The organism is Pseudomonas maioricensis (assembly GCF_022790535.1).
Taxonomy (GTDB): Bacteria; Pseudomonadota; Gammaproteobacteria; order Pseudomonadales; family Pseudomonadaceae; genus Aquipseudomonas; species Aquipseudomonas maioricensis.
On record NZ_LOHG01000006.1, the window covers coordinates 164,206 to 178,049 of the forward strand.

Annotated in this window: 10 protein-coding genes; 7 read left to right on the plus strand and 3 right to left on the minus strand. The window is 56.5% G+C overall.

Annotated elements, in window-relative coordinates:
- Nucleotides 1-219 precede the first annotated feature (219 nt).
- From AUC61_RS11810 to AUC61_RS11820, 3 genes are all read left to right on the plus strand, one after another.
- The gene (locus AUC61_RS11810; RefSeq protein WP_243246239.1) at nt 220-1,833 is read left to right on the plus strand and encodes an FMN-binding glutamate synthase family protein; all 1,614 of its coding nucleotides are present in this window, start codon (nt 220-222) and stop codon (nt 1,831-1,833) included.
- Nucleotides 1,834-2,010: 177 nt separating this feature from the next.
- Complete coding sequence (locus tag AUC61_RS11815; RefSeq protein ID WP_243246240.1) at nt 2,011-3,153, plus strand: OpgC domain-containing protein; 1,143 nt, start codon at nt 2,011-2,013, stop codon at nt 3,151-3,153.
- Between the two features lie 116 nt (nt 3,154-3,269).
- A complete protein-coding gene (locus tag AUC61_RS11820) occupies nt 3,270-3,968 on the plus strand; it encodes a hypothetical protein (RefSeq protein WP_243246241.1) in 699 nt (232 codons plus the stop codon).
- 42 nt (nt 3,969-4,010) lie between these two features.
- Here AUC61_RS11820 and AUC61_RS11825 read toward each other — a convergent pair whose 3' ends face one another.
- Nucleotides 4,011-5,210, minus strand: coding sequence for a hypothetical protein (locus AUC61_RS11825; protein ID WP_243246242.1), 1,200 nt, complete (start codon nt 5,208-5,210; stop codon nt 4,011-4,013).
- A gap of 441 nt (nt 5,211-5,651) precedes the next feature.
- Here AUC61_RS11825 and AUC61_RS11830 point away from each other — a divergent pair, with 441 nt between their 5' ends.
- The 3 genes from AUC61_RS11830 (at nt 5,652) to AUC61_RS11840 (ending at nt 10,375) form a co-directional block, all read left to right on the plus strand.
- On the plus strand, nt 5,652-8,753 hold the full coding sequence (locus tag AUC61_RS11830) for a biosynthetic peptidoglycan transglycosylase (RefSeq protein WP_243246243.1): 3,102 nt from the start codon (nt 5,652-5,654) through the stop codon (nt 8,751-8,753).
- A 267-nt stretch (nt 8,754-9,020) separates the two neighbouring features.
- Nucleotides 9,021-9,608 (plus strand): PadR family transcriptional regulator, encoded by a 588-nt coding sequence (locus tag AUC61_RS11835; RefSeq protein ID WP_243246244.1) that lies wholly within the window; start codon nt 9,021-9,023, stop codon nt 9,606-9,608.
- Nucleotides 9,605-10,375, plus strand: a complete 771-nt coding sequence (locus tag AUC61_RS11840; protein WP_243246245.1) for a siderophore-interacting protein — start codon at nt 9,605-9,607, stop codon at nt 10,373-10,375. Before AUC61_RS11835 ends, AUC61_RS11840 begins: the two co-directional genes overlap by 4 nt.
- Nucleotides 10,376-10,548: 173 nt before the next feature.
- Here AUC61_RS11840 and AUC61_RS11845 read toward each other — a convergent pair whose 3' ends face one another.
- Both AUC61_RS11845 and AUC61_RS11850 read right to left on the minus strand, forming a co-directional pair.
- The gene (locus AUC61_RS11845; protein ID WP_243246246.1) at nt 10,549-11,202 is read right to left on the minus strand and encodes a Pr6Pr family membrane protein; all 654 of its coding nucleotides are present in this window, start codon (nt 11,200-11,202) and stop codon (nt 10,549-10,551) included.
- A gap of 38 nt (nt 11,203-11,240) precedes the next feature.
- Nucleotides 11,241-11,468: a VF530 family protein gene (locus tag AUC61_RS11850; RefSeq protein ID WP_087264664.1), complete on the minus strand. Its 228-nt coding sequence runs from the start codon at nt 11,466-11,468 to the stop codon at nt 11,241-11,243.
- 262 nt (nt 11,469-11,730) lie between these two features.
- On the opposite strand from AUC61_RS11850, the gene AUC61_RS11855 reads away from it, so the two are divergent.
- Nucleotides 11,731-13,767: a TonB-dependent receptor gene (locus AUC61_RS11855; RefSeq protein ID WP_243246247.1), complete on the plus strand. Its 2,037-nt coding sequence runs from the start codon at nt 11,731-11,733 to the stop codon at nt 13,765-13,767.
- Nucleotides 13,768-13,844 lie beyond the last annotated feature (77 nt).

Sequence of the window (13,844 nt, forward strand, 5' to 3'; positions counted from 1 at the left end):
TTCAGCTACGCTGCCGTTCGATCCCTGTCATTGAGCTATTCTCAATCCGGCCGATAGCCTTTCAGAACGAAGCACCTGCTTTGCCGAAGCCGCTTTCGGGTTGGTAAAGCATCGAGCCTTTTTGAGGCACTGCGTGAGCATCTCCCTCGGAACAGTGCCGTGCTGGAAACACCCCAAAAAATCAGATCGAAAACCACCGTCATTAGCCCAGGAAACCGTATGAGTCTGTCGATTCTCAGTCGTTACGCCTTCTTCGTTGGTTGCGTGCTTTTTACCTTGTGCAGTTTGCCGTTCTGGCATCACGAGTGGCTGTGGCCCTTCACCCTACTGACCGGTGTACTGTCAGTAGTGGGGATAATCGACCTGTTGCAGTCGCCCCACTCGGTACGACGCAACTACCCGGTTCTCGGTAATATTCGCTACGCCGTAGAGGCTATTCGCCCGGAGATCCGCCAGTACCTGTTGGAATCCGACAGCGATGCCTTGCCCTTCTCGCGGGCACAACGTTCGCTGGTCTACTCACGAGCCAAGAACGAATCGGCAGACAGGCCATTCGGCACCCTGATTGATGTGTACCAGACAGGCTTCGAGTTCATCAGCCATTCCATGCGCCCCGCGCCACTCAGCGACCCCAACGCCTTTCGGGTGATCGTCGGCGGGCCTCAATGCACCCAGCCTTATTCAGCTTCGATCTTTAACATCTCAGCCATGAGCTTTGGTTCGCTCAGCGCCAATGCTATCCGCGCTTTGAATCAGGGGGCGAAGCTCGGCAATTTTGCCCATGACACCGGTGAAGGCAGCATCAGCCCCTACCATCGCGAGCACGGCGGCGACCTGACCTGGGAATTGGGCAGCGGTTATTTTGGTTGCAGGACAGCCGATGGGCGCTTCGATCCACAACGATTCGCCGAACAAGCCAAAGACCCGCAGGTGCGGATGATCGAGATCAAGATGAGCCAAGGCGCCAAACCCGGCCACGGCGGCATCCTGCCCAAGCACAAGGTCACCAGGGAGATCGCCGAAACCCGCGGCATTCTGATGGGTGAAGACTGCGTGTCGCCGTCCCGCCACAGCGCGTTCTCCACGCCGTGCGAACTGATGCAGTTCATTGCTCAACTGCGTGAGCTGTCGGGCGGCAAACCGGTAGGCTTCAAGTTCTGTCTGGGCCATCCATGGGAATTCATGGGTATTGCCAAAGCCATGCTGGAAACCGGCATCCTGCCGGACTTCATCGTGGTCGACGGGACGGAAGGCGGCACCGGTGCAGCACCCGTAGAGTTTACTGACCACATGGGCGTGCCCATGCGCGAAGGCTTGCTGTTTGTGCACAACACCCTCGTGGGTCTCAACCTGCGAGACAAGATCAAACTGGGTGCCAGTGGCAAAATCGTCAGCGCTTTCGATATCGCCAGCGTACTGGCCATCGGCGCAGACTGGGCCAACTCGGCACGCGGCTTCATGTTCGCCATTGGCTGTATCCAGTCTCAGAGCTGCCACACCAACAAATGCCCTACCGGCGTCGCGACTCAAGACGCCCTGCGCCAGCGCGCACTGGTGGTGCCGGACAAGGCCCAGCGAGTGTTCAACTTCCATCGCAACACGCTCAAAGGGCTGGCGGAAATGCTCGCGGCTGCGGGTCTGGATCATCCTTCGCAACTGGAGGCCAAGCACCTGGTACGTCGTATGTCTGCTACCGAAATCAAACTGTTTTCCCAGTCCCATGTATTTCTGGAACCGGGGCAGTTGTTGAATGGCGAAGTGGACGGCAGTTTTTATTCGAACATGTGGCAGATGGCTAGAGCAGACAGCTTTGAGCCCAATGCGATTGGCTGACCGGCCATCCAATCAATCGAGACATCCTGTAATTAGCCCACCTTTGCAATTGCGCTAAAAATCCTCCACCCTGCCGCGCCGCCGAACCCGCCAGGACACCCTGATTGACCGGCGGCGCGGAACCTAGAGCCCTCGCGGCTGATCTTTATCCCTTACGACATTAAAGAGCTTACCGTTATGAATAACGGACGCGACCTGCGCATCGACTTCTTCCGGGGCCTGGCGTTGATCTTCATTTTTTGGGATCACGTGCCAGACAACCCCCTCGCCCAATTGACCGTACGCAATTTCGGCTTCAGTGACGCTGCGGAAATTTTCGTCTTCCTGGCGGGTTACGCCGCCATCCTTGCCTATGGGCGTATCGCTCGACGTGACGGCTTTGTCGTTTCAACCGTGAGGATCCTGCGCCGTACCTGGGTGCTCTACGTTGTTCACATCTTCTTGCTGACGCTGTTGATGGGCATTGTTTTCGTTGCTAATCATTACGTCGAAACCCGCGACATGATTCAGGAAATGGGCCTGCAACATTTTGTTGCCGACCCTCAACAGGCATTGGCGGATCAACTGCTGCTGCGTTTCAAGCCCAACCTGACCGACCCGTTGCCGCTGTACATCCTGCTGTTGCTGGCCTTGCCGTTGATCCTGCCGATGATGCTGCGCAATATGCCCCTGACGGTCGGGCTGTCCATTGGGCTGTACTTGATGGTGCCGCTGGAGGGCTGGAATATTTCCGCCTATGAAGGCGGCGGCGTCTGGTACTTCAACCCGGTGGCCTGGCAATTGCTGTTCGTGCTTGGCGGCGCTTGTGCACTGACGTCCGAAGCCAAGCCTGCGATCAAAGTCGCTCAACGCCCGCTTACACAACAACCGCTGTTCATGATTTCAGCCGTATACCTTGTGGCCGCTGCGGTCATGGCGTTCTCCTGGAAATTTCCGGCATTGCATCCCGTGCTCATGCCGCAGTTCGTGGCCGACGGGCTGTATCCGATCAACAAGACTGATCTGGGGCCGATGCGTCTACTGCACTTTCTGGCGTTGGCCTATTGCGTAGCCAAACTGCTGCCCGCTCGCAACACGTGGGTGCAAAGCTGGCCCGCACGACAAACCTGCCGCATGGGTCGTTATTCGCTGGAAATCTTCTGCCTGGGCGTATTGCTTGCACCGATGGCTGACATGCTCAACGCGTTGGCCGGTGACACCTGGCCGATGCAAGTCTGCACCGCGATCCTCGGTCTGGGTCTGATGATGTTGATGGCTGCCTGGCTCGACTTTAATAAGCGTCTGGGCAAACCCAAACCCGCTAATGCGGTCGCTATTTGAGAACAGCGTCTCAATAAGAGTCCCTCTCGGAAGTTTCCCACAACGTTATCAGGCCAAGTTTTACAACACCTGGCCGTTACGAAAAGGGAGACAACCAACCAAGAGAGGGAATTCTCGTGAACATCAATGCAATCGCTTCAACACCACTAAAAATCCCTATGCCTGCTCAACCCAAGGCTGAGCAGCAGACTGCTGCGGCTACTGCCAAACCAGAACGAATGCTGACGGCTGCGGAGGAGTATTCGAAGAAGTTTTATAGCAAAGAAGCTGAACCGTGGAACTCCAAAGTTGATGATTTTTCTGAAACCGAGCGCTTTGAATTAGGCGACCGCCCTACGACAAGGGAGGGGTACGTAGAACAGCAGTACAACAGGTGTTCAGCCCAGCTCGGAAAGCAATATTACCTCTACACCCAGTTCATGGAGGATTTGCATATTATGGACCCTGATGTCGCGCAGAAAAACTGGAGTTATACATTAGGCCCTAACGGAGAAATCAAAGTACTGGATCCTAAGGGAAACCTCACTGATGCCGAAACCGACCGTTTAACAGAGGCACTTAATACATTCAAAACCCCTAACCTTGGAAGCTTCAAAGAAAATATACAAATCAATGCAAAAACCATCATGCGCATTGTCGACCATGACACCAAGACATTCGAAGGAAAATACAAGCTGGATCTCTTAAACTTTCATGAGAACATTGACTACGGAAAAATAAATTTCCTGAAAAATGAGCGAAACGATGACTGGAGGAGTCAAATGCTGAAGGCCGGCGATTTGCGTAACAGTCCAAAAATAGACGTTCTAGCATAATTACAGAGGCGCTCTGCCAGAGGGCAGAGCGCCGTCCAAGCGCTAGAGTTTAATATGCCAATTAACTAAAAACCTCCTGCATACGTGACCAAGGCGAAATTCGTGAGGTTTATCCGCCAAATTCTCAAGTAATACATTGATTCCAATGTATCTACCCGTTTTGTAACGGGTGGCCCAAACCGCCCTACCCGTCGCTTGATTTTCAGTGAAATTCTTAGCGGGATCCCCCCCTTCGCATTTCCCAAATTCAAGTAGCCTTGTTGCTTTACCGTTGCTTTCCGAGGTTAGCGTGATAGGCCCGAGAGATATCGGCCCATGATGTTTAAAATCGAAATTCAATACACCTCCTTCCAGCGGCGCATTTTTGGAGTCCCAAAATTTGACCTCCAGTAAAGCTTTCTCCACAGCCTGAGTCGCAATAAAAAAGGGCGATTCGAAATCATAAGGAAAACGCAATAACCCTTTCTCATGATGCAGGTCATAGCTCATATGCGGATAAGAACCCAGCACAATCTTATAAGGTGCATTTTCAACTTTCGCCCCTTCCACCGCACTGATCCGGACATTAACCACCGACCCCGGTTTCAAACCGCGATGTGCGTTAGGAGTCGTGTGCCTCTTCAACTCCCATTTCCGGCCGTCGACTTGATACTCAAGTTTCCACACTTTGTTGAACGTTTCCAGCTCCGGTGTTCCCAGCATCACGTCCTGCCCACGAACCGAGACAAAGCTGTAATGATGCACAGACGCTGTATTGGTCAGCGTCTGTGTTATCTGATGAAGCTTGTCAGATAACTCTGTGAACATCGGCTCATCTACTTCCTGCGCAACCTCAGGTACCACAACGGGTTCAGCCGGAGCTTGTGGTTCCGGAATGACAACCGTCGGCACTTCAACGACTTCGTGCTGCTCTTCGGCAAGCGCCGTCGGTTCGTCACAGTCAACGGGTTCAACCGGAGCCTGTGGTTCCGGGATGGCAACCGTGGGTACCTCAACAACTTCATGCGGTTCTTCTGCAACGGCTGTAGGCACCGCCGGTTCATCACAGGCCACCGGTTCAACCGAGACTTGTGTTTCCGGGATGACTACCGCCGAGACGTCAACAACTTCATGCTGCTCTTCAGTAATCGCTGGAGGAGCCATAGGCTCCTCACAGCCAGTCTTTGCCCATACGTGACAAGAGATCGCCAATAAAATTGCGGACGCGAGTGTACTGCGAACTAACTTCCTGTTCTTTTTCATGATACTTCCTGAATATGAATACACATAATTATTGCAGGGCGTAATGCCACTGACAAAATTGACATAATCAGCGTTTAATATGCGAGTCAATACTAAACAATCAAAATCAGAAAGGTCCTACTTAAACAGCAAAACCAGGGTATTAGTCCTACAACACAACACCTCACTAACGGGCTAAACCTGTAGGGAAGATCAGGAACAGTCACGTCATGATGCGAAAAAAATTCATCACCACAGGGGTTTATCAAATCCAGCCCCTTGCCGATAAACCGAAAGAGCCGCTGATGGACCTGCGGCCTGAGTCAAGCAAAGCCAGGGATTGATCCACAGCCTGTTGCTACTCAGGAAGCGCCCTCAGCCCTGGACAATTTTTCCCGCAATCCCGGTCAGCGACTAAGCTTGAGTCAGGTGCGATTAACAGGTTTAACCGGGCCAATCGAAATGGGCGTTTTACGGCATGCAGATACGAAACAGACGGTGATTACAGCGGACCGTAGTGACCGCGCCCCCATGCCGAAAGCCCCTCGCCGCAAAAGTTACGTGTGGCGCGTATTCTGGGTATTAGTGCTCATGGGGATTGCGGCGCTGGCCGTCGCGATGGTGATCGAGTCACGCAGCTCGCGGTTGCAGGCACTGGAATTCAGTCGGTTTGCGGCAAAGCTGAGCTACTCGATGCATCCTGGCCCCAGTGATTCGATGCTTTACCCTGGCGACGGCCCCTTCGATAAACGCCTGGGCTATTCATCGCTGAATGAGTTCCTGCCGCGCCTGCTCAAGCGCGACTACCTGATTACCGAACAGGTCAGGTTTTCTCCGGATTTGCTCGACTACAGCAAGCGTGGCTTCTTCGTCCCTTATGAGGAGAAGATTCAGGCGGGCCTGTCGATCACTGACTGCCGCGGAATCGACCTCTACCAGTTCCGTTACCCACAACAGTTCTACCCGACCTTCGCCGCGATCCCGCCCCTTTTGGTGCACAGTCTGCTGTTCATCGAAAACCGGGACTTGCTTGATCCACAGCAGCCCATGGCCAACCCGGCAGTGGACTGGCCTCGGTTTGCCAAGGCGGCGATTTCCCAGGTGTCGAAGCTGATCGGTTTGCCGGGTCAATCTGCCGGAGGTAGCACGCTGGCGACGCAATTGGAGAAGTACCGGCATTCCCCCGATGGCCTCACCTTGTCGGGTTCGGAAAAGCTTCGGCAGATGATTTCCGCCAGCGTGCGTGCCTACCAACCGGGCCAGCAGACCCTGGAGGCACGGCAACGAGTGGTGCGTGATTACCTCAACAGCGTGCCGCTGTCGGCAGTGCCGGGGCATGGCGAAGTGCATGGCATGGCGGAGGGTTTACGGGTCTGGTATGGCGCGGACTTCGTCAAGACCAATCGGGTACTGACTTCCAACGCCAGCGACCCGCAAAATCTTGCTGAGCGAGGCTTGGCCTTACGTGAGGTGCTATCGCTGGTTATCGCTCAACGTCGGCCCTCGCACTATCTGGCTAAAGGTCGTGCGGAGCTGGCTGAGTTGACGGACAGCCACATTCGTCTGCTGGCCCAGAATCAGGTGATCAATAGCGCTCTGGCCAACGCAGCGCTTAAAGCGGATCTGAGCTATCGCAACTGGGTGGAGCAACCGACTATTCAGCCCATCGAGACCAACAAGGGGATCAGCGTTGCCCGCAGTCGGCTGTCGGCACTGCTCAATCGCCCGCTGTACGATCTCGATCGACTGGATCTGTCGGCCACCAGCACCTTGCAAAGCGAGCTGCAGAACAGTGTCAGTCAGTACCTGCGTGATCTGGCGGACCCGGCCTTTGCTGCGCAGGTCGGGCTGCTGGGCGAACGCTTGCTGACGCCCGCCAGTACCACTCAGGTTCGTTACAGCTTCACCCTGTTTGAACGCGGCCCGGACGGTTCCAGAGTTCGGGTGCAGACCGACAGCACCGATCAGCCGTTTGACATCAATGAAGGCAGCAAGCTCGAGCTGGGCTCTACAGCCAAGTTACGGGTGCTGACCACCTACCTGGAAATCATTGCCGAGCTGCATGACCGTTACGCGGCACAGAGTCTCAGTGCACTCGGAAAAGAGCCCGTAGCCGATCAGGATCGCCTGACACGCTGGGCACTGGATTACCTGATGCAGAACAAGGATCGTGACCTGACGAAGATGCTCTCGGCGGCTCTGGACCGGCGTTATTCGGCCAGCCCGGCGGAGAGCTTTTTCACCGGCGGCGGCATGCATCACTTCAATAACTTTCGCAAGGAAGACGACAACCGCCTGCCGACCTTGCGCGAATCGTTGCGTGAGTCGATCAACCTGCCGTTCATCCGCCTGATGCGCGACGTCGTGCGCTACAGCACCTACCAGGGACCGAACAACAGCGCAGAATTGCTCAAGGATGACGACGATCCGCGCCGTCAGGAATACCTGAGCCGCTTCGCTGACCGGGAAGGCTCGGTGTTCCTGCTGCGCTTCTGGAAACGCTACAAGGACAAGACCACTCAGGAACGGCTCGACACCTTCCTGGATGGTATTAACCCGACGCCGATAAGGCTCGCGGCCGTGCACCGTTATCTGCTGCCGGGTGCCAGTCAGGCCAATTTCAACACGTTTATTCGCGCGCACATGACTGAGGAAAAAGTCGGGCCGAAGCTCAGCGAGAAACGCTTGGCCGATCTCTATGAAAGCTACGGGCCGGGCAAATACAACCTGCCGGATCAGGGCTACATCGCCAAGGCTCACCCGTTGGATCTGTGGTTGGTGGGTTACTTGCTGCAGCACCCGGAAGCGCAATTCAAGGACGCCGTTGCCGCCAGCCGCCATGAGCGTCAGGAAGTGTATGGCTGGCTGTTCAAGAGTCGTCACAAGAGCGCTCGGGACAGCCGGATTCGCACCATGATGGAGGTCGAGGCCTTTCTCGATATTCATCAACGCTGGCAGCGCGTGGGCTATCCGTTCGACCATCTGGTGCCTTCACTGGCCACCGCCATTGGCAGCTCCGGCGACCGCCCCGCAGCGCTGGCTGAGCTGATTGGCATCATTCAGAACGACGGTATCCGCCTGCCAACCCTGCGCATCGACAGCCTGCATTTTGCTGCCGATACACCTTACGAAACACGCTTGGCCAACAATCCGGAACTGGGCCAGCGCGTCTTGCCCTCCGAGGTCGCCGCGGCCATGCGTGAAGCGCTGTCACAAGTCGTCGACAGCGGCACCGCCAAGCGAGTACACGGCAGCTTCAAGTTGCAGGATGGCTCCATCCTGGCAATGGGCGGCAAGACCGGGACCGGCGACAACCGCATCGAAAGTATTGGCTCAGGCGGACGCATCCTCAGCTCGCGGGCGATCAACCGTACGGCGACTTTTGTGTTCTATCTGGGCGATAACCACTTCGGCACCCTGACGGCCTTCGTACCCGGCCGGGCCGCAGAGGGTTTCCGGTTCACCTCTGCACTGCCGGTGCAGGTCCTCAAGGGCATGGCGCCGATTCTGAATCCGTATCTGGAGCCGGGTGGCCATACGCTCTGTAAAACAGGGCTCATGTAGCTCATTGATTATGAAAACCTCCATCGCAGCCTTCACAAAGCCCCTGTAGGAGCGAGCTTGCTCGCGATTCGGTTACCTGGCCGACAAATTCATCGCCGGGGCTGCCTCCATCGCGAGCAAGCTCGCTCCTACAGGGTCCGTGTTTGCAGCGCGACTGTGCCTACGCACGGCTGCCAAGTAGCAAACGAGAACCGTTCGTCTTTATCCCTTGCGCAATCGTAAAGATATATCTTAAGGTATATCTAACGTGTAACAGGAGATGAAGAAATGCGTGATGACCCTCACGACAACGACCATCGTCCGTCTCATCGCCAGCATGGCGATGGACGGGATGGTTTTGAGAAACGCCCAGGCCGTGAACGCGGCGGGCGCGGGCCCCGGGTGTTCGCACCTGGCGACCTGAAATTGCTGCTGCTGGCGTTGATCGCCGAGCAGCCTTGCCATGGCTACGACCTGATCCGCCAGATCGAAGGCATGTTCGATGGCGCCTACAGCCCCAGCCCAGGGGTGATCTATCCCACCCTGACCTTCCTTGAAGAAAGCGAATTGATTGAAGGCGATGCTCAGGGTGGCAAGAAACATTACGCCGCAACCGACGCCGGTCGCGCTTCACTGGCTGAGCAGAAAATCGCGCTGGATGGCGTGCGCATGCGGATCGACGTCAGTAAGCGATCACTGCGCGGCCACGACCGCCCCGCTGAAATCCATGAAGCCGTGCACAACCTGCGTCACGCCTTGCAATTGCACCACGGTCGCTGGAGCCCGGAAGAAATCCTCCGGGTTCGAGATCTGCTCAATAACACCGCCAAAGCCATCGTCGATGGCCCCCACGTCAACTCGGAGAAGCCGGTATGAATTCACAGCAATCCATCCACCGTGTCAGCCATGAGATCAAACGCCGCAAGCTGGAAGTGCTACGTGTAACCGATATCACCCCCAAAATGCGCCGGATTACCCTGCGAGGTCCGGACCTGACCGGCTTCATCAGTCTGGGCACCGATGACCACGTAAAACTGATTTTCGCTACCACGCCCGAAGAACAGGCCGCGCTGGATAACTTTGTACCGGGTTCACCCAGCGACGGACCAAAACCGGTCATGCGCGACTACACGCCACGTCGTTACGATGCGCTGAGCGGCGAGCTGGATATTGATTTCGTGTTGCACGGCGACGGCCCGGCAGCGACCTGGGCAGCGCAGGCTGAACCGGGTCAGTTTCTGAACATCGCCGGGCCACGCGGTTCGATGATCGTGCCGGATATATTCGACAGCTATCTGCTGATCGGCGACGAAACCGCCTTGCCCGCCATCGCCCGACGCCTAGAAGAGCTGCCAGCCAATCGCAGCGCGCTGGTCGTCGTAGAAGTTGCGGACTCCACTGAGCAGCAGGTTTTTCATAGCAAAGCGCAGGTTGACGTGATCTGGATCGTGCGAGGCGAACAGGATCTGGTGGACGTCACCCGCCGCCTGGAAATGCCTGAAGGCAAACTCTACGCCTGGGTTGCGACTGAATCGCTGCTGTCGCGCAAGCTGCGCCGGGTATTACTTGGCGAATTCGGACTGGAAGAGGAGTTCGTCAAGGCTGCGGGTTACTGGCGACTGGATGGGAGTGATGAGGGCTGATGGACGCATAGCGCTCATCAAACAACATGCAAAAATGCATGTTCTGTAGGAGCTGCCGAAGGCTGCGAAGCATTTCTGCTGATACACCGCGAGCGCAGCCTCCGGCAGCTCCTACAGATCCTATGTTTGCCGCGAGACCGTGCGGTGCAAGACACCGGGGCGCTCCTACAGATTCAGCACTTGGCGCGTAACCTGTCCACCCCAAGCAACACCAGCGCAATCACGATAAAACCGATCAGCACCCCACCCGCATTGGTAAACGCCTGCACATAACCAATGTTGCCGACGTTGATAAACGGGTACATGTAATCGCCAATGGAACTGCCGCGCAGCAGCACGTAAGAGAAATAGATGACAGGGTAGAGAATCCACAGCAGCACATGCTCGATCCGCAACATTCCCTTCGGCACGTACAGCCACCAATACAGCAGAAACGCCAGCGGCATGACATCGTGAAGCAGTTCGTCGGCGACCCATTGCCAGCCTTCCGGTTGCCAGAGATGCCGCAGCAGCACGTTGTAGGCCAGGCCGACCAGCACAATACTTGCGGCAATACCGCTGCACACCACGGGATGCTGGAAAAAGCGATGCGCCGGGGAACGTCTGCCGGTGAGTGCGCTGGTCAGCACAACCGCCACCAGCGTGTTACTCCACACCGTAAAGAAGCTGAAAAACCGTACCAGCCCACCTATCAAGCTCGCATCATCGGCCCAGCGCGCGATGAAAATAAGGTAGAGCTGAATGGCCAGCCCTGACCATCCCAGGCACGCGGCAATCATCGTGTAACAGCGCTGTCCTTGCGCACTTTTCATGTATTGGAAGTACATCACTGTTCCTTGAAACCCAGCCTTCGAACCGGGCGAAATTACCAGCCTTTACTGCGGTGCAACTTCACGTACAACGCCTCGACCTTCTCCCTGGCCCAAGGCGTCTTGCGCAGAAACGTCAGGCTGGACTTGATGCTTGGATCGCTCTTGAAGCAGCGAATATCAATGCGTTCAGCCAGGCCTGACCACTCGTAATGCTCAACCAGAGCGTTAAGGATCTGTTCCAGCGTTACACCGTGCAAAGGGTTGGAGTGGGGTGTAGTCATGCGAAACCTTCATGCTGAATGGATAGGGGCACTTCCCGGAAGCTGCGCACCTTAGCCGAGCCTTCAGACAGCGGGAAGAGCTTAGCGTGCGAAGTCTTTGTATCGGCAGTCAGCTTCCGCCTACCGAGAGCGTAGGACGTTTCCGAAAAGTTCCTCTTTCAGCCGATAAAGAGATGTTATATTGTAACAACAGTTATCCATCTCACTTGATATCAACGCTTTGCAGGGCGCCTCAGAACGCGCTCGGCTCAAGGAATTCCGCATGTCTCGTCCCTCCAATTTCTTGCTCTGGCACCTCACGCCACTGGCAGCTGCCATGCTGCTCGTCTCACCTGCCCACGCCGCCAACACCGTTGATCTGCAGCCGCAGGTCATTACCGCCAACCCACTGGGCAGCGACCAATTGGCATCCCCGGCAACAGTGCTTGAAGGCGACGATCTGACGTTGCAGCAAAAAGGCAGCCTGGGTGAAACGCTCAACAAACAGCCGGGAGTTTCGTCTTCCTATTTCGGGCCGGGAGCCAGTCGGCCGATCATTCGCGGCCTGGATGGCGACCGGATTCGCATCCTGCGCAACGGCGTGGGCGCACTGGACGCATCGTCCCTGTCCTATGACCACGCGGTTCCGCTGGACCCGGTGAACGTCGAACGCATCGAGATCGTTCGTGGCCCGGCCGCGTTGTTGTATGGCGGCAATGCCATCGGTGGAGTGGTTAACACCTTCGACAACCGTATCCCGACCGAAGCCATTGAAGGTATCCATGGCGCAGGAGAACTGCGTTACGGAGGCGCGGACACAACGCGAAGCAGCGCGGGCAAACTTGAAGCCGGTAATGGCCAGTTCGCTTTGCACATCGACGCCAATGCCCGCGAGTTCAACGACCTGCGCATCCCTGGCTATGCCCGTACCAGCGAGCAACGCGCAGCCGAGGAAGGTAACGACAAGAAACACCGCCTGAGCAACAGCGACGGTCGACAGGATGGTGGCGCGGTCGGCGGCTCCTATACCTGGGACGATGGCTACGCGGGTGTGTCCTACAGCAACTATGACTCCAACTACGGATCGCCTGCCGAACAAGATGTACGCATCCGCATGGAGCAGCAGCACTATGCGTTTGCTTCGGAAATCCGCAACCTGTCGGGCCCCTTCAGTTCAGTGAAACTTGACGCGGGTTATACCGAGTACGAGCACCGCGAGATCGAAGGCGGTGAAGTCGGCACCACGTTCAAGAACAAGGGCTATGAGGCCCGCGTTGAAGCGCGTCATCAACCGATTGGCCCGCTTGAAGGCGTGGTCGGCGCGCAAGTTACCCGTGGCGAATTCTCTGCGCTGGGCGAAGAAGCGTTCGTGCCGCAGACGGATACTGACGCGGGCGCGCTGTTCATCCTCGAAGAGCTGCAAGCCACCGAGCGGCTGAAGTTGAGCCTGGGCGGTCGCATCGAACACACCACTGTCGACCCTGACGCCAAAGGCAACGAGCGCTTCGCCAACGCAGAAAACTCCAGCAGCTTCACCGCTGGAAGCCTGTCGTCGGGTGCTGTCTACACCTTGAACCCGATCTGGTCACTTGCCGCAACCCTGGGATATACCGAACGCGCACCGACCTTTTATGAGCTATACGCCAACGGCGCACACGTCGCGACCGGCACTTACGAGCGCGGCGATGCAGGTCTGTCCAAAGAAAAAGCGGTATCCAGCGATCTGGCCTTACGCTTTGACAATGGCACCCACAAAGGCAGCGTTGGTGTGTTTTACAGCCACTTCTCCAATTACATTGGTTTGCTGGGCACAGGTCGCACGCTGGATGACGACGGCGAAGAAGACGCAGATGGCATTCCCGAATATAACTACTCGGGCGTTCGGGCGCGGTTCAGTGGCGTTGAGGCACAAGATCACTGGAAGCTGGGGCAAAACCAGTACGGTAGCCTGGCACTGGAGCTTTCCGGCGATTACACCCGAGCGAAGAACCTAGACACTGGCGAAGCGTTACCTCGTATAGCGCCGTTGCGTTTGAACAGCGGCCTGTTGTGGGAACTGGACAAATGGCAGGCCCGGATCGATGTGGAACACGCCAGCGCTCAGCGTCGCGTGCCGGATAACGAGAGCGGGACTGATGGCTATACGACGCTTGGAGCCAGCGCGGGGTACAAGTTTGATCTGGGTGGCAGCCAGTGGCTGGCTTTCGTCAACGGCGAGAACCTGACCAACCAGACCGTGCGCTACGCCAGCTCGATCCTGCGCGACATCGCCCCGGCGCCGGGGCGCAGTGTTGAAGTGGGGTTACGGACGACGTTCTGATTAGATCCAAAGCCGCCCGCGCGCAATGTGCGGGCGGTAAAAATCTGCGTCGATCGCCTTGTAGGAGCTGCCGAAGG

Excerpts from the sequence above, each read along its gene's own strand:
- AUC61_RS11810 (WP_243246239.1), top strand. The coding sequence starts at position 220 with ATGAGTCTGTCGATTCTCAGTCGTTACGCCTTCTTCGTTGGTTGCGTG.
- AUC61_RS11815 (WP_243246240.1), top strand. The coding sequence starts at position 2,011 with ATGAATAACGGACGCGACCTGCGCATCGACTTCTTCCGGGGCCTGGCG.
- AUC61_RS11825 (WP_243246242.1), bottom strand. The coding sequence starts at position 5,210 with ATGAAAAAGAACAGGAAGTTAGTTCGCAGTACACTCGCGTCCGCAATT.
- AUC61_RS11830 (WP_243246243.1), top strand. The coding sequence starts at position 5,652 with ATGGGCGTTTTACGGCATGCAGATACGAAACAGACGGTGATTACAGCG.
- AUC61_RS11835 (WP_243246244.1), top strand. The coding sequence starts at position 9,021 with ATGCGTGATGACCCTCACGACAACGACCATCGTCCGTCTCATCGCCAG.
- AUC61_RS11840 (WP_243246245.1), top strand. The coding sequence starts at position 9,605 with ATGAATTCACAGCAATCCATCCACCGTGTCAGCCATGAGATCAAACGC.
- AUC61_RS11845 (WP_243246246.1), bottom strand. The coding sequence starts at position 11,202 with ATGTACTTCCAATACATGAAAAGTGCGCAAGGACAGCGCTGTTACACG.
- AUC61_RS11850 (WP_087264664.1), bottom strand. The coding sequence starts at position 11,468 with ATGACTACACCCCACTCCAACCCTTTGCACGGTGTAACGCTGGAACAG.
- AUC61_RS11855 (WP_243246247.1), top strand. The coding sequence starts at position 11,731 with ATGTCTCGTCCCTCCAATTTCTTGCTCTGGCACCTCACGCCACTGGCA.